The organism is Streptomyces sp. NPDC088246, from assembly GCF_044741025.1.
Taxonomy (GTDB): domain Bacteria; phylum Actinomycetota; class Actinomycetes; order Streptomycetales; family Streptomycetaceae; genus Streptomyces.
Genome location: NZ_JBIURV010000010.1, coordinates 178041 through 194242 on the forward strand (window position 1 = coordinate 178041; position 16202 = coordinate 194242).

The 16202-nt window shown below is 69.3% G+C and carries 14 protein-coding genes and 1 pseudogene; 11 read left to right on the top strand and 4 right to left on the bottom strand.

The window, feature by feature from the left end:
• The first annotated feature begins 2 nt into the window (after positions 1-2).
• From ACIPEK_RS16615 to ACIPEK_RS16660, 10 genes are all read left to right on the top strand, one after another.
• The gene (locus ACIPEK_RS16615; protein WP_383074175.1) at positions 3-107 is read left to right on the top strand and encodes a DUF6893 family small protein; all 105 of its coding nucleotides are present in this window, start codon (positions 3-5) and stop codon (positions 105-107) included.
• Positions 108-230: 123 nt separating this feature from the next.
• The gene (gene hypA, locus ACIPEK_RS16620; RefSeq protein WP_401996259.1) at positions 231-623 is read left to right on the top strand and encodes a hydrogenase maturation nickel metallochaperone HypA; all 393 of its coding nucleotides are present in this window, start codon (positions 231-233) and stop codon (positions 621-623) included.
• 3 nt (positions 624-626) lie between these two features.
• A complete protein-coding gene (hypB, locus tag ACIPEK_RS16625) occupies positions 627-1448 on the top strand; it encodes a hydrogenase nickel incorporation protein HypB (RefSeq protein WP_401996262.1) in 822 nt (273 codons plus the stop codon).
• A 23-nt stretch (positions 1449-1471) separates the two neighbouring features.
• Positions 1472-3883, top strand: a complete 2412-nt coding sequence (hypF, locus tag ACIPEK_RS16630) for a carbamoyltransferase HypF (RefSeq protein WP_401996265.1) — start codon at positions 1472-1474, stop codon at positions 3881-3883.
• 53 nt (positions 3884-3936) lie between these two features.
• Positions 3937-4257 carry a HypC/HybG/HupF family hydrogenase formation chaperone gene (locus ACIPEK_RS16635; RefSeq protein WP_383074183.1) on the top strand — a complete coding sequence of 107 codons (321 nt, stop codon included), beginning with the start codon at positions 3937-3939 and terminating at the stop codon, positions 4255-4257.
• Positions 4254-5381: a hydrogenase formation protein HypD gene (gene hypD / locus ACIPEK_RS16640; protein ID WP_401996269.1), complete on the top strand. Its 1128-nt coding sequence runs from the start codon at positions 4254-4256 to the stop codon at positions 5379-5381. The genes ACIPEK_RS16635 and hypD overlap by 4 nt, the downstream gene beginning before the upstream one ends.
• Before the next feature lie 100 nt (positions 5382-5481).
• A complete protein-coding gene (hypE, locus tag ACIPEK_RS16645; RefSeq protein WP_401996404.1) occupies positions 5482-6495 on the top strand; it encodes a hydrogenase expression/formation protein HypE in 1014 nt (337 codons plus the stop codon).
• A 283-nt stretch (positions 6496-6778) separates the two neighbouring features.
• Positions 6779-7984, top strand: coding sequence for a pyridoxal-phosphate dependent enzyme (locus ACIPEK_RS16650; RefSeq protein WP_401996272.1), 1206 nt, complete (start codon positions 6779-6781; stop codon positions 7982-7984).
• Between the two features lie 2 nt (positions 7985-7986).
• On the top strand, positions 7987-9213 hold the full coding sequence (locus tag ACIPEK_RS16655) for an MFS transporter (RefSeq protein WP_401996275.1): 1227 nt from the start codon (positions 7987-7989) through the stop codon (positions 9211-9213).
• A gap of 467 nt (positions 9214-9680) precedes the next feature.
• Positions 9681-11954, top strand: coding sequence for a M20/M25/M40 family metallo-hydrolase (locus ACIPEK_RS16660; RefSeq protein WP_401996278.1), 2274 nt, complete (start codon positions 9681-9683; stop codon positions 11952-11954).
• 63 nt (positions 11955-12017) lie between these two features.
• Here the strand turns inward: ACIPEK_RS16660 and glpK are convergent, their stop codons facing one another.
• From glpK to ACIPEK_RS16675, 3 genes are all read right to left on the bottom strand, one after another.
• Positions 12018-13535: a glycerol kinase GlpK gene (gene glpK, locus ACIPEK_RS16665; protein WP_401996281.1), complete on the bottom strand. Its 1518-nt coding sequence runs from the start codon at positions 13533-13535 to the stop codon at positions 12018-12020.
• Positions 13536-13580: 45 nt separating this feature from the next.
• Positions 13581-14426, bottom strand: a complete 846-nt coding sequence (locus tag ACIPEK_RS16670) for an MIP/aquaporin family protein (RefSeq protein ID WP_401996284.1) — start codon at positions 14424-14426, stop codon at positions 13581-13583.
• 161 nt (positions 14427-14587) lie between these two features.
• Positions 14588-15061, bottom strand: a complete 474-nt coding sequence (locus ACIPEK_RS16675; RefSeq protein ID WP_383074196.1) for a MarR family winged helix-turn-helix transcriptional regulator — start codon at positions 15059-15061, stop codon at positions 14588-14590.
• Positions 15062-15118: 57 nt separating this feature from the next.
• Between ACIPEK_RS16675 and ACIPEK_RS16680 the strand changes: the two genes are divergently transcribed.
• On the top strand, positions 15119-15958 hold the full coding sequence (locus tag ACIPEK_RS16680) for an alpha/beta fold hydrolase (RefSeq protein WP_401996287.1): 840 nt from the start codon (positions 15119-15121) through the stop codon (positions 15956-15958).
• A 50-nt stretch (positions 15959-16008) separates the two neighbouring features.
• On the opposite strand, the pseudogene ACIPEK_RS16685 reads toward ACIPEK_RS16680, so the two are convergent.
• Positions 16009-16179, bottom strand: a pseudogene (locus ACIPEK_RS16685) (transcriptional regulator); the annotation flags it as partial.
• Positions 16180-16202 lie beyond the last annotated feature (23 nt).

The following is a 16202-nucleotide window of genomic DNA, read 5'->3' on the forward strand; positions in this document are numbered from 1 at the left end:
TCATGAAGAAGATCATCATCGGTGGCGCGCTCGCCGCCGCCGTTGCCGCACTCGTGGCCCAGGTACTGCCCGACATCAGGCGCTACGTGCGCATGCGGTGCATGTGACGGCACCCCGATCCGTCACGTCCCGGGCTGCACCGAATGACGTACGTACCGTCCGGCGTCGGCGAGCCAGCCCGGCTGCGGCCGAAACCCCCCGGTGTAATGACGCGGGCAGGACGGAGACCCATGCACGAGATGTCCATCGCCATGGCCGTCGTCGGCCAGGTGGAAGAAGCAGCCCTGGCCGGCGGCGCCGTCGCCGTCACATCCGTCCGGCTCCAGGTCGGCGAGCTGGCCGGAGTGGTCCCCGACGCACTGTCCTTCTGTTTCGAACTGGCCTGCGCCGGGACCGTTCTGGAAGGTGCGGAGCTGTTGGTCGACTCCGTACGGGCGACAGCACGCTGCGCGCCCTGTGCGGACGAATGGCCGGTCGGAATGCCTCCGCAGCTGTGCTGCCCCGTGTGCGGCGAGGCCACCGCTGAGCTGCTCTCGGGCCGCGAACTGCAGATCGCCGACGTCCACTGGGACGAAGGATCTGCGCAGAGACCTACCCGTGAACCGATTTCCGAGGAGCGCTGAACCATGTGCCGTGTGGTCGATCTGCAGCAGGCGGTACTCGCGAAGAACGACACGACAGCGCACCGCCTGCGCACCGAACTTGCCGCCCGCGGGACCGCGGTCGTCAATCTGCTCTCCAGCCCGGGCAGCGGGAAGACGGCACTGCTCGAACGCGAACTGGTTCTGGCCCGTGAGACGGGCGTCCCCGTCGCGGCGCTGACCGCCGACCTGGCCACCGAGAACGACGCCAGGCGCCTGGCCCGCTCCGGAGCCCCGGTCAAGCAGGTGCTCACCGATGGCCTCTGTCACCTGGAGGCCCGGATGCTGGGCGGACACCTCGACGGGTGGTTGCCCGAGGACACCCGACTCCTCTTCGTGGAGAACGTCGGCAACCTGGTCTGCCCGGCGTCGTACGATCTCGGCGAAACCCTGAGGGTCGTCCTCGCCTCGGTCACCGAGGGCGAGGACAAGCCGCTGAAATACCCCACCGCCTTCGGGCTGGCGCACCTGGTGCTCGTCACCAAGACGGACATCGCCGAGGCTGTGGGCTTCGACGAGGACGCGTTCCGCGCCCACGTCGAGCAGGTCAACCCCGGTGTGGAGGTACTTCTCACCTCTGTCCGGAGCGGTGACGGTGTAGGGGCGCTCCTCGAACGAGCGCTGGACGCCGCGAACGGAACCCCGGTCCACCGGCCTGTCATGGCCCAGCAGCACCACTTCACGCACACCCATACACACACAGAGCAAGGCGAGGCTTCCCACGGCCGCCCCCACACGCATGCCGGTCGGGGCGAGCCCGGCGCCGCGACGGATGCGTCCGGCGCCATGGCGCAGACCCGCGCGTGACGACCCAAGGGTCCGGCCCGGCCATGGGTGAGCCGGCGCAGCGTCGCCGGGTCACCGTCCGGGGCGTCGTCCAAGGCGTCGGGTTCCGGCCCTACGTGTACACGCGTGCCCTCGCGATGGGCCTGGCGGGACACGTCACCAATACTCCCGAGGGCGTCGTCGCGGAAGTCGAGGGCTCACCTGCTGCCGTGGCCCTGTTCTGCGAAGGGATCGTCGCGAACGCACCGCCCATGGCCGTCCTCGATTCCGTCGAACACAGGGAGGTCCCCGCCGAGGGCGGTGCCGGATTCACCATCGTCGCCTCCCGGACCGGCGGACCTTCCCGCACGCTGGTTCCCCCGGACGTGGCCACCTGCGCCGACTGCCTCGCCGAACTGGCCGACCCCGCGGACCGGCGCCACCGGCACCCCTTCATCACCTGCACCAACTGCGGGCCGCGGTTCACCATCGTCACGGACCTGCCGTACGACCGCGCACACACCACGATGGCCCGCTTCCCCATGTGCCCCGACTGCGCCCGCGAGTACGCAGACCCCACGGACCGCCGTTTCCATGCCCAGCCGGTCGCCTGCCACCGATGCGGGCCGCGCCTCGATCTGCTGGCGGCGCACCCGGGCCCGGACAAGGCCCCGCGACGCATCACCGTAACGGACCCGGTCGCGGAGGCCCGCAGACTCCTGGCCGGCGGCGCGATCCTCGCCGTCAAGGGGCTCGGCGGGTACCACCTCGCGTGCGACGCGACCAACGCCCGGGCCGTTGCCGCACTCCGCCGCCGCAAGGCCCGTGGAGACAAGCCGTTCGCCCTGATGGCACGCGACACCGGCGACATCGAACACCTTGTCCATGTCGGCGCAGAGGAGCGGGCTCTCCTCACCGGTGTCGTCCGGCCGGTCGTCCTGCTGAGGCGTCGCAGCCGAGCGGTCCCCGGGCCGGGCGCCCCGACACCGTCGGACAACGTAGCCCCGGGCAGCCCCGATCTCGGCGTCATGCTTGCCTACACCCCCCTGCACCACCTGCTGCTCGGCCTGCCCGGCGACCCGGCCGGGCCGCGCCTTCTCGTCATGACCAGCGGCAACGTGGCCGGGGAGCCGATCGTCACCGACGACGCCGAAGCGCTGGACCGGCTCGCCCGTCTGGCCGACGCCTGGCTGACCCATGACCGCCCGATCCAGGTACCGTGCGACGACTCCGTCGTACGAGTCTGCGACGGGGAACTGCTGACCGTACGCCGCTCACGCGGCTACGTCCCCCGGCCCGTCGAACTGCCTCTCCCGGTACCGGCGATCCTTGCTGCGGGCGGCGACCTCAAGAACACCCTGTGCCTGGCGGAGGGGCGCAGAGCCTGGCTGTCCGCCCACATCGGAGACATGGACGACCTGGCCACACAACATGCCTTCGAGGACGCCGGCCAGCACTTGGACACCATCACCGGCGTCCGACCCGCAGTCCTGGCCGTCGACAGGCATCCCGGATACCGCTCGGCACAGCTGACCCGCCGTCTGGCCGGTGAACGGCAGGTCGTACGCGTACAGCACCATCACGCACACATCGCCTCCGCAATGGCCGAACACGGGCTGGACGGCAGCCGGCGGGTGATCGGCGTCGCGTTCGACGGCACCGGCTACGGCGACGACGGGGCCGTGTGGGGCGGGGAGATCCTGCTGGCGGACTACGACGGATACCACCGGTTCGGGCATCTCGCGTATGTCCCTCTGCCGGGCGGCGACGCCGCCGTACGGCGCCCCTACCGCATGGCCCTGGCACATCTGCACGCGGCAGGAATCGGCTGGACGCAGGACCTGCCGTGCACCGCGGCCTGCCCGCACGACGAACTGGACGTACTGAAGCGGCAGTTGGAGCAGGATCTCAACTGTGTCCCCACCTCCAGCATGGGCCGTCTGTTCGACGCAGTCTCCTCGCTCAGCGGCATCTGCCACCGCGCCGGATACGAGGCCCAGGCCGCCGTCGGACTCGAAACCGCCGCGCTCCGGGCGGCCGAGGACGACTGCGCGGGATACGGCTTTGCGCTGCGCTCTCCCGCACCGGACAGCGGGAGCGCGCTGATCGCCGACCCCGCGCCCGTACTGGCGGCGGTGGTGGAGGACGTGCGCGCGGGTACTGCGCCGGGCGTCATCGCAGCACGCTTCCACGAGTCGGTCGCCGCCCTCGTACGCAGCACCTGCTTCCTGGCTCGTGAGCGGTACGGCCTGGACACCGTTGCCCTGACCGGCGGAGTGTTCGCCAACACCCGGCTCTCCTCGGCTTGCGCCCGGACGCTTCGCGGCCACGACTTCACCGTCCTGCGACACCACCAGGTCCCCCCGAACGACGGAGGGCTGGCACTGGGACAGGTGATGGTTGCTGCCCGAACCCGCACCGTCCGAACAACGGATGGCCGCATCGGAGCGGCGCAGGGGAGTGCGGGCATCCACTGACGGCGTGTCCCGGCAGGACCGGGCAGGCGGATCAACGACAGCAAGGAGAAGCCATGTGCCTGGCGGTGCCCGGCAGAGTACTGGAAATCGAGGAACGGGACGGCACACGCATGGCCACCGTCGATTTCGGCGGAGTGGTCAAGGAAGCATGTCTGGAGTATCTGCCGGACCTTCAGGTCGGCGAGTACGCCATCGTCCACGTGGGGTTCGCCCTGCAGAAACTGGATGAGGAGTCGGCCCGGCAGACGCTGGAGCTGTTCGCCCAACTCGGCTTGCTTCAGGAAGAGTTCGGCGACCCGTGGGAAATGGCGGCAGAGGCCGGCGGATTGCCACTGCCCGGCGCCGGTGAAGCGGCCCAGGAGGCGCAGCAGTGAAGTACATCGACGAATTCCAGGACCCCGCACTGGCCCGGCGGCTGCTCGACGAGATCCGCTCCACCGTGACCAGGCCGTGGGCGCTGATGGAGGTCTGCGGCGGGCAGACCCACACCATCATCCGGCACGGCATCGATCAACTGCTGCCGGACCAGGTCGAACTGATCCACGGACCGGGCTGTCCGGTGTGCGTCACCCCGCTGGAAGTCATCGACAAGGCGCTGGAGATCGCCTCCCGCCCGGAGGTGATCTTCTGTTCCTTCGGCGACATGCTCCGCGTCCCCGGCACCGGCCGGGACCTGTTCCGGGTCCGCAGCGAGGGCGGCGACGTAAGGGTCGTCTACTCCCCGCTCGACGCGCTGAAGATTGCCCAGCAGAACCCGGATCGGGAGGTCGTGTTCTTCGGAATCGGTTTCGAAACCACCGCGCCTCCCAACGCGATGACGGTCTATCAGGCACGCAGGCTCGGCATCCGCAACTTCAGTCTGCTGGTGTCCCATGTCCGGGTGCCACCGGCGATCGAGGCGATCATGCAGTCGCCGAGCTGCCGGGTGCAGGCATTCCTCGCCGCAGGACATGTGTGCAGCGTCATGGGCGTGGGTGAGTACCCCCAGCTGGCCGAACGGTTCGGCGTCCCGATCGTGGTGACAGGATTCGAACCGCTGGACATCCTGGAAGGCGTGCGCCGTACCGTGGCCCAGCTGGAACGCGGTGAACACACGGTGGACAACGCCTACCCGCGCGCCGTGCGCCCAGAGGGAAACCCCGCCGCTCTGGCCATGCTGGAGGACGTCTTCGAGGTGACCGACCGGGCCTGGCGCGGCATCGGAGTCATCCCCGCCAGCGGCTGGCGGCTCTCCCCGCGTTATCGGGACTACGACGCCGAATACCGCTTCTCGGTGACCGGTATCGATACCCGTGAACCCGCTCAGTGCCGCAGCGGAGAGGTCCTGCAGGGCCTGCTCAAGCCGCATGAGTGCGAGGCATTCGACACCATCTGCACTCCCCGCACCCCACTCGGAGCGACCATGGTCTCCAGCGAGGGCGCCTGCGCCGCGTACTACCTCTACCGGCGGCTGGACATGAAGAAGACCGCACCTCTGGAGGCGAGCTCCGTTGGCTGAGACCGTCGAGACCCCCACGCGCGGTGACGTAACCGCTTCGGCAACGCCTCCCTCCGTTGCCCCGCCGCTCGATCCCACGGCATGGACGTGCCCGGCCCCGCTGCGGGATCACCCGCGCATCGTGATGGGCCACGGCGGTGGCGGCGCGCTCTCCGCCGAGCTGGTCCAGCACATCTTCGCCCCCGCCTTCGGAGGTGAGGTGCTCGCGCAGATGAGCGATTCGGCATCGGTGTCGCTGGGCGGCGCACGTCTGGCCTTCTCCACCGACTCCTTCGTGGTGCGTCCGCTGTTCTTCCCCGGTGGCAGTATCGGCGACCTCGCGGTCAACGGCACCGTCAACGACCTGGCCATGAGCGGTGCGCGTGCTGCCTATCTGTCCTGCGGATTCATCCTGGAGGAGGGCGTCGAGCTATCCGTCGTCGCGCGCGTGGCCGACGCCTTCGGCGCCGCCGCGCGCAGCGCGGGCGTCGAGGTGGCGACGGGGGACACCAAGGTGGTCGAAGCCGGCCACGGAGACGGCATCTTCATCAACACCGCCGGCATCGGCCTCATCCCGGCCGGCGTCGACCTGAGCCCGCAACGTGTCGTCCCGGGTGACGTCGTAATCGTCAGCGGGGCGATCGGTGTCCACGGCGTGGCGATCATGAGCGTGCGTGAGGGCCTGGAGTTCGGCGTCGAGATCGAGAGCGACTGCGCCGCCCTGGGAGGACTCGTGGAGGCCATGCTCGCGGTCACCCCTGACCTGCACGTACTGCGCGACCCCACCCGTGGGGGGCTCGCCGCATCCCTCAACGAGATCGCAGCGGCGTCGGGCACCGGCGTCGTGATCCAGGAGCGAAACGTCCCTGTCCCTCCGCCGGTGGCCAATGCCTGCGCCATCCTGGGCCTCGATGCGATGTACGTCGCCAACGAGGGGAAGCTGGTGGCGTTCGTACCGCGTGAACACGCCGATGCGGTCCTGGACGCGATGCGCGCACACCCGCTGGGCCGGGACGCGGCGGTGATCGGTGAGGTGGTGGACGCCCACCCGGGCATGGTGGTGGCCCGCACCGGGCTCGGCGGTACACGGGTGGTCGACCTGCCGGTCGGGGAGCAACTGCCGCGGATCTGCTGACGACCCGCTGTCCTGCGCCGGATCCGGTTGCAGGGCGCGAAAGTTCACTGACCATGTCGGTGGCCCGGCCGGCTTCTGTCCGGCAGCCCGGGCCACCACGTGGGGCTCCGACCGCACAGCGACGGAACCGTTCCGGCACAGGGGCGGGACGGTTCTCGTCGTGCGGGTCCGGCAGCACCGGCAGGTGTTGTACCGAACCGGCCATTTCGAATTGCCGACCACACCCTGCGCGCGGCAGACCATTGAGCCGTCCCCCCGGTCGGCGCTGGGATCCTCAGCAGGGATGTGGAGGGGCGCGAAGAGGCGTCAAGCGCTGTTCTGGCCAAGAGCGACACGCGCGCCGGGCAATGGCGTGGTGGCACCGGGGGGTGCATGCCTAAGGTCTGAGTGCGCGCAGCGGGGCAGACCGGTCGACCCATGGAGAGGTCAACGACGCATCGCACAGGGGGAAGCAGTGCCGTGTGTCAAACCCGTCCTGGCACGGGCCCTCCGCAAGACTCCCTTACTCCACCTGGACGCCCCCCGTCGGGGCCGGGTGCGGCGTCCGGGACTGAAACTCGAGGAAAACGGCCTCACCGGATCGGTGAAGGACCGCAGCGCCGTGGGCCTGTTACAGGCGTTGCACGACGAACGACCGCTCACCCCAGGCACGGTGGTGGTGGAATCCACCTCCGGCAATCTCGGCCCGGCCCTGGCCCGGCTGCTGCCCTCCATCGACTGCGTCTTCCTCGCGGTGGTCGATCTCAAGACCCCGCACGCCACCCGCACCGTGCTGACCGAACGCGGCGCCCGGGCGATCGTCGTGGGCGAAGCGGACGGACAGGGCGGCTACCTGCTGAGCCGGCTGCGCAGGGTCCGCGAGCTGTGCGACCGCACCCCCGGATACCGCTGGCCCAACCAGTATGAGAACCGGGCCTCGCCCGACATCCATCGCCGCACCACGGGACCCGAGATCACCGAGCAGGCGGGACCGGAACCCGGCGCGGTGTACGTGCCGGTCTCCACCGGTGGCGCCCTCGCCGGCATCAGCGCACATCTGCGCCGGCACCGGCCCGACGTCGCCGCGGTTGCCGTGGACGTACACGGTTCGCCGGCCGTCACAGGCAGCGCCGGACGCCGGCTGCTGCAGGGCATCGGAGCCGGCCGGCCGTCCGCCTTCCTGAAAGGGCCGCACGGCTACGGCCGTTCCGTGCACGTCGACGGCATCGAGGCGATCGCCGTCTGCCCGATCCCCGCCGAGGACATGGGACTTGTACCCGGGGGATCCAGCGGCTGCGCCGTATGCGCGCTGCTGTCCGACCTGGAGAACGGCCGCGTGGACGACCGGCTCGCGGTCTGCCTGGCCGCCGACGACGGCGGCGAATACCGCGACACCCTCTACTGCGACGACTGGGCGACCGAGCAGGGCGTCGTCAAGGAGATCACGGCCGCCGTGGAACAACTGCGTCGCGAAGGCCTCTTCTTCGACCGAAAGCACCTGGAGCACTGACAATGAGCACGAGCAGCACCCGTGACCGGCGGCGGACGGGCCCCGATTACCGGCAGTTCCTGCCGCTGGTCCAGGGCGCCACGCTGATCGAGTGGACCGGTACGGGACTGTTCCTCGCCGTCTCGACCATCTACTTCGTCAAGGTCGCTCATCTCAGCACGTCGTCCGTCGGCACCGGCTTGACGATCGGCGGAGCCGTCGCCATCGCCGCCGCCGTGCCCATCGCCCGGCTGGCCGGACGATTCGGGCCGAAGCCGGTGCTGATCGGTGTGATGCTGCTGCGCGCCCTGGCCACCGTCGGCTATCTGTGGGTGGACGGCTGGTGGAGCTTCCTTCTCGTGGTCGCCGTCATCGCCGTCACCGAGCAGTCCTCGCCCCCACTGGTGCAGTCGTACGTCGGTGCGCGAGCCCCCGAGAGCCTGCGCGCGAAGGTGATGGCCGTTCAGCGCACCGTCGTCAACCTCGGCATCAGTCTGGGCGGGCTGATCGCCGGAGTCGCCCTGGGTTCCGGAGCGCCCGGAGCCTTCCGGCCGCTGCTGATCGGTGGCGCACTCGCCTATGTGGTGGTGGCCGTGGTGTACGCCACCGCCCAGGGAGAGGAAGCCGCGACCGCCGTCGAGAGCGCCCGTGTCGCGGATCTGCTCAAGGACCGGCGGCTGCTGGGCTTCACCGCGTACAACGCACTGGTGTCGCTCTGGATGCCGGTGCTCAACGTTGCCTTCCCGCTGTGGCTCGTCACCGGGACCGACGTACCGGAGCGCTATGTCGGAATCCTGTACGCCGTCAACACCGTGTTGTGCATCGCCCTTCAGTACCCGCTCAACCGCTGCTACAGCACAACGCGCCGGGCGTGGTACTCGTATGCGACCGCGGCACTGCTGCTCAGCTGCGGCACCCTGGCCTTCGCCGCCGCGCCCGGCTTCGGAGAGCGGGAAGCACTGCTGGTGCTCGGTTCCGCCGTCGTCCTGCTGACGTTCGCCGAACTGCTCCAGGTCGGCGCATCGTGGACCCTCTCCTTCGACCTGGCACCCGAGCGGGCGCGCAGCGCCTACCTGGTGCTGTTCAACACCAGCCGCACCGTCGCCAACCGAGTCGCGGGCCCGGTGCTGATGACCGGTGTCGTCCTCGCCCTCGGCACGGCCGGCTGGGTCGCGCTCGCCTGCGTGCTGCTGCTCGGCGCGCTCGTCCCCTTCGTGATGCTGCGTGGGCCGCGCGGCGCCGGCGACTGAACCGCTCCCGGACTCTCCCCACCACCGACCCTCACGCCAAGGAGTCTCACCCGCAATGGACTTCGAGCAATACCCAGACAGCCACTTCCGCTCTCCGACCCGTGCGGATGTCATCGAGGCGGCCCGCGACGTGGACATCGTGGCGGCGGTGGCCGAGGCGCTCATGTGCCGATCCTCGACGTCGCCGTCGCCGACCGCATCCACGTCCGCGCCGAAGCCGCTGGTCTGGGCGTCCGGCTCACACTCTGAGGGGGATCGATCCGCATGTCGATCGATCGATAACCCGTTCGACACGGCCGAGGATCTGGTCGCCTTCTTCGAGAACTGCTTCGGCCCCGGCATCGCGGCGAAGAACACCATCTCGCCGCCCTCGCGCCAGAAGGAACTGCGAGCGGAGGCATCCTCGGCGCACCCACCGTCACCGCGATCGCCGCACTGTGCCGCGAGACCCAACAGGAGGAACAGGCATGAACGTCCCATGGTTGAGCGTGCCGGGCGAAACCCGGCCGGAGAGCGAGGCAGGCACCCTCGCCGTCTGCTTCGCACCCACCGGCGCCCACGGCTCGACGTTCGCGAACTGGCGGGGCCGGCTGCCCGAGGACACCGCACTCGCGCTGATCACACCGCCGGGCCGCGGCACCCGAGTCGACGAGGAACCCGTCATCGACATGACCGCCTACGCGGATGCCGTGGCGGCCGAGATACGCGCACTGCGGGGAGGGCGGAGACTGGTGCTGATCGGCATCAGCCTCGGTGCGCTCCTTGCGTACGAGACGTGCTGCCGGGTGCTCGACGCCGGGGTGCCGGTCACGCGGCTGTGCGCGGTGGCCGGACAGTGCCCCGGTGACTTCCACGGAGACGGTGACGATGTGACCGTCGAGGACGCCCGTGCCTTCGCGACCGGGACCGGACCGACCGACCCGGAACTGCTGGCGGACCCCGAGTTCGAGGAGGTGCTGCTGCCTCCCGTCATTGCCGATCTGCAGTTGGCCGCGGGCTACGACGGCAGCCGAAGTCCCGTACCGCACGTCGAGTTGCGCGCGGTGTGGGCCACCGAGGACCCGCACGTGCCCGAAGTGACCGTGCGCCGCTGGATCGACTGGACCCGTGGCGAGTGCACTCTGCTGTCCGTCGAGGGCGGTCACCACGCCCACCAGGAGAACCCGGCAGCGGTCATCTCCGCCTGCCTGGACGGACTTCCCGGGGCCCGGCCGTCACGACGTTCCGTGCTCGGCGCCGGAGCGACGGCCGTCGCGGGCACGGTGCTGGGGCTCGGTGCGGTGCCGGCCACGGAGCCCGGAGCGGCGGCCGCCGCTCCGGCCGCCGCGGGCGGTGTCTCCTTCGAGGGCGATCCGACCGACCCCGTGGGCCTTGCCGTGGCCATGATCCGCCAGAACACCAGCAACCCGGGTGACGGTGCGCTCACCCGGCCGTTCGCCAAGATGCTCCAGGGAATCTTCCGCGCGGCCGGGGTGGGCACCGAGATCGTGCCCACCCCCAAGGAAGGCAACGTCCACTTCTTCGCCCGCGTCCCCGGCTCCGGGCCGGCTCGGAAGAAACCACTGGTCCTGCTCGGCCACTCCGACGTAGTCCCCGCCATCGGTGACAAGTGGACGACGGACCCCTTCGCCGGAGACATCAAAGACGGCAAGCTGTACGGCCGCGGCTCGCTCGACATGAAGGGCGTCAACGCCGCATTCGTCGCCGCTCTGCTCCGCCATGTCCGCGAGGGTGCGGCCTTCGACCGCGACATCGTCTTCTGGTCCGACTGCGACGAGGAACAAGGGCCCTACGGGGTGCGCTGGTTCCTCACGGAACACCCCGGCAAGGTCGATGCGGGCACGGTCATCACCGAGGGCGGCTGGGTGCTCAACCAGCACGACGGCAGGACGCCCATGATCGCCTCGCTCACCTGCAACGACAAGCGCTCCCTGCTGCTGCGCCTGGAGACCTCCTCGTACGCCACCCACACGTCCAAGCCATTCACAGGACAGGCCGTGATCCGGCTGGGGGAGGTGCTCGACCGACTCGGGGAGTGGCGCGCACACATCCGTCCCAACGCGCTGTCCCGGCAGTACTTCGCCGAACTCGCCGAGGCCACCACCGACCGGTCGCTCGCCGAGGCCCTGCGCGAGATGCTCAATGCCCGTTCGGAACAGCAGCGGGACAGGGCCGGCGAAGCGGTGGTACGGCTCAGCGAGACCCCTGAGCTGCACAACGCGATGCTGCGCACCACGCTCGCCTTCACCTCCGCGCAGTCCGGCTACTACCCGAGCATCGTGCCGGGCACGGCGACCGCGGAGTTCCGGGCCGCCTTCCTCCCCGGGGCCGACGACCCCGGCCGCATCGTCGCCGAACTGCGCTCGCTGATCGGCAACCGGGCGGCGCTGACCGTGGTCGGCAACCCCGGCGAGAGCGAGCAACAGGCCCTGGACCGGCTGCGCGGCTACCTGGCCGTGCCCGACTCCGGCTATGACACGGACGTCTTCCGCGCCTGGCAGACAGCCGTACGCAGGACACACCCCGGGGTACGGGCCACCGCTTGCCAGTTCGAGGCGGTCACCAGCGCGGTGCCGTTCCGGGAACAGAACGTGCCCGTCTACGGCATGTACCCGTTCACCGTGAACCGGGACATGCTCAAGCGCATGCACGGCACCGACGAACACATCGGCGTCGAAGCCCTGCGGCAAGGCACCGAAACCGTCTATCAGCTGCTGGCCGGACTGCGCACCGAGTCCTGACCCGACCACACCGTACGGGCGTGCCCGGCCGAGCACGCCCGTACGGTGGTCGGACCCCTGACGTCATCCCACCCTCACCCAGTCGAGAGTGCGCTCGACCGCCCTCTTCCAATCGGCGTAACCCTCGGCGCGCTGCTCGTCGCTCCACTGCGGCTCCCAGCGTTTCGACTCCTGCCAGTGCTCCCGCAACTCGCCCTGGTCGCGCCAGAAACCGGTGGCGAGACCCGCCGCGTACGCGGCGCCCAGCGCGGTGGTCTCGGCGACGACCGGGCGGCTCACCTGCACCCCCAGGACATCCGCCTGGATCTGCATGCACAGGTCGTTGGCCGTGACCCCGCCGTCGACCTTGAGCACATCGAGATGGACACCTGAGTCCTGTTCCATCGCCTCCACCACATCCCGGCTCTGGTAGCAGATGGCTTCCAGAGTGGCCCGCGCCAGATGGGCGTTGGTGTTGTAGCGGGCGAGACCGACGATGGCTCCGCGGGCGTCCGAGCGCCAGTAGGGAGCGAAGAGGCCCGAGAACGCCGGCACGAAGTACATCCCACCGTTGTCCTCGACGGTTCTGGCGAGCCATTCGCTCTCGGCGGCTTCGCTGATGATCTTCATCTGGTCCCGCAGCCACTGCACGGCGGATCCCGTGACCGCGATGGAGCCCTCCAGAGCGTAGACCGCCGGGCTCTTGTCGAACTGGTAGGCGACGGTGGTGAGCAGGCCGTGCCGTGACCGGATCAGCTTCGTGCCGGTGTTGAGCACGAGGAAGTTTCCGGTGCCGTACGTGTTCTTCGCCTGGCCCGGCTCGAAGCACACCTGCCCCACGGTGGCCGCATGCTGGTCGCCGAGCACGCCGGTGATCGGGATCGCGGCCCGCAGGGGCCGGGACGTGCGCGTGCGGCCGTACACCTCCGCGTCGGAGGACGGGTGGATGGCCGGCAGCATCGCCCTGGGGATGCCGAAGATGCCCAGCAATTCGTCGTCCCAGTCGAGCGTCTCCAGGTTCATCAGCATCGTCCGGCTGGCATTGGTCACGTCGGTGGCGTGGATGCCGCCGTCGGGGCCGCCGGTGAGGTTCCACAACACCCAGCAGTCCGTGTTCCCGAACACCGCATGGCCCTGCTCCGCAGCCTCGCGGACTCCCTCGACATGGTCGAGGATCCACTTGATCTTCCCGCCGGAGAAGTAAGTGGCCGGAGGCAGACCCGACTTGCGGCGAATGACCTCGCCGTGGCCCTCGTTCTCCAGGGCCTTGGCGATCGAGTCGGTCCGGGTGTCCTGCCACACGATGGCGTTGCAGTACGGACGACCGGTGCGGGGGTCCCAGACGACGGTGGTCTCGCGCTGGTTCGTGATCCCGATGGCATCGAGATCGGTGGCGCTCAGACCTCCGGTGCGCAGAGCGTTCTGCATCACCGAGTTGGTGCGCTCCCAGATCTCCACCGGGTCGTGCTCCACCCAGCCGGGGCGGGGCAGGATCTGCTCGTGCTCCAACTGGTGCTTGGCCACTTCGTTCCCGTCGTGATCGAAGATCATGAAGCGGCTGCTGGTGGTGCCTTGATCCACCGCGCCGATGAAGTCCGCCATGGTGTGCTGCCTCTCCTGAGTCCCCGCTCGATGAAGAACCGGGCGTCACTCCTCCAGTGGCACGGGGATGCTGCCCTCCGGCTCCGCCTCCGCGGTGGGCAGGAAACGGCCGACAAGGGTCTTGTAGAGGAACGCACCTGCCAGGCCTCCCACGAGTGGGCCCACAATGGGCACCCAGTAGTAGAAGTTCCCGTACTGGTCCCGCCACGCTCCTCCGTAGCCGGTGAGGAAACTCGCGAGCCGGGGCCCGAAGTCACGGGCCGGATTGATCGCGTACCCGGCATTGGTGCCCCACGCCATACCGATGCCCACCACGATGAGGCCCACGATGAACGGGCCGAGATTGGCGCCCGGTGGCGTACTGAGAAGATCCGTGACCGCGAAGATCAGCAGCACAAGAATGGCGGTTCCGATGACCTGGTCCCGCAGCGCCCCCCATTCGTGAACCGGAAGCGCGAGGTTCCCGTTGGCGGGCAGCGTCGAGAAAACGATTTGCGTCTTGATCGTGTGCCCCGGGTCCGCCTTCGCCAGGGCCTCGGTGTAATTCCATCGCACCACGAGTGCCCCCACGAACGCTCCTGCGAGCTGCGCGAGTGCGTAGGGTGCCACCTTCTTCCAGGGAAAATCCTTGAAAGCGGCAAGCGAAAGCGTCACAGCGGGATTGAGGTGCGCTCCGCTCAGCCTGCCCGCCACATAGACGCCCAGAGTGACTCCGAGACCCCATGCCCAGGCGATGCTGTCGTGATTTCCGAGACCCCCCGGCGGGTCGGTGAGTGCTCCGCCGGCTACGACCTGGGCCACCACACCACAGCCGAAGAGGATGAGAATCATCGTGCCGAGGAACTCCGCCGAGAGCTCCCCGACGATTCCCGACCTCTTGAGCCGCTCCATGGGATCTCGCTTCCTGTCGAGTCACCACCGTTGGCGGCATAGATCCACATATGAGCGTAGACGCAGAGAATTGGTTCCGCATTTGGTGGCCATGTGGTGACTGAAGCCTTGCTGCCGGCGCCGGGCTCGCCTCGTGAAGGGGCCCGGACCCGGGCCTGGCGTCAGTCCAGGTCGACGTTGTCGAAGAGTTCAAGCATGCTGCTGAGCACCCGTACGCAGGCCGTCACATCGGCGTCGGTCAGGTTCCCGTCCACTTGGCGCAGCAGGGCCTGCTCGCGGGCGAGGGCGGCGGTGATCGCCGCCCTGCCGGCGTCGGTCAGCCGGATCAACGAAGACCGCTGGTGAGCGGGGTTCGAGATGACCTCGACCAACTGCCCCGCCGCGGCGTCGTTGACCATGCGCTGCACGAACTGCCGGCTCAGCGTCTGTGCGCGGCCCATCTGGGGGACCGTCATGGGTCCGTGCTCGCGCAGCAGATCCAGGACGGCGCGCACGCCGACGGACAGGCCCTCGATCGGTGCGGCCTGCTCCACCTTGCGTTGTACGCGCCTGTACAGAGGGCCGACCAGGGCGAAGACCTCCGTGAGCCGGTCGGCCAGGTCCTCGGGAGCCAGGGGTGGGTCGGTATCTGTCATCTCGCCATCATGACACTTTGGTTGCCAATTTGGGAGACGAATGGCACCTTGGTTGTCATGACTACTGCTTCAGACCTGCGCTCCTTCGAGACCCGGGACGGCCACCTCGTCTACCGCGACGCCGGGGCGGGCCCGCCGCTGGTGCTGCTGCACGGCGGCTTCCTGGACCACGGAATGTGGGATGACCAGGTGCCGGTCCTGGCGCGGAGCCACCGGGTGATCGCGCCGGACGCCCGTGGGCACGGCGGATCGTCCAACGCGAGCGGGCCATTTCGCCACACGGACGATCTGGCCGCTCTGCTGCGCCACCTCGACACGGGTCCCGCGGTTCTCGTCGGAGTGTCGATGGGCGCGGCCACCGCTGTCGACACCGCGCTCGAACACCCCGATCTGGTACGTGCATTGGTCGTCAGCGGGGCTGGAACGGGTGAGCCCGAGTTCCGCGATCCCTGGTCCGAGGAGATCCTGACCGAACAGGCCCGTGCCCTGGCCGCCGGCGACCCCGAAGGCTGGATCAATGCCTTCATGCTCTTCGCCGCGGGCCCGCACCGCACACTCGACGACGTCGACCGCACCGTCGTGCAGCGGCTGCGCGAGATGACCGTGCGGACGGTCGCCAAGCACAGCGGCGACGAACCCGACTGGCTCGTGCCCGTGACGGACACCTGGGCCCGAGCGGCAGAGATCGCGATCCCGGTGCTGGCCGTCAACGGCGGCATCGACTCGGACGACCACATCGGCATGGCCCGACGCCTCGTACGGACAGTCGCCGACGGGCGTGAGGCAACGGTCGAGTCGACGGCGCATTTCCCCAACATGGAACGGCCGGACGCCTTCGACGAGATCCTCGGGGAGTTCCTGAAGGCTGTCCTCGCGCAGGACCGCGGCACCGACTGACCGGGCGCCGCGTTGGGTGGAGGGCTCCGCGGGTCCGCGAGTCTCCGGTTTCAGTGGGCGGCGGCAGCCACCGCACCGCCGGCTCTCGCGGCTTCCTCCACGGGGGTGTCGTGCGGGCCGAGGCGCAGGTGCTCGACGTGGAAGAGGGCCTGGTCGAGGAGTTCGGCGACGTGGGTGTCGTACAGCGCGTAGATCACCGAGCGGCCCCGGCGCTCGCCGGTGCCGTCGCCGCACGGCGGACGGC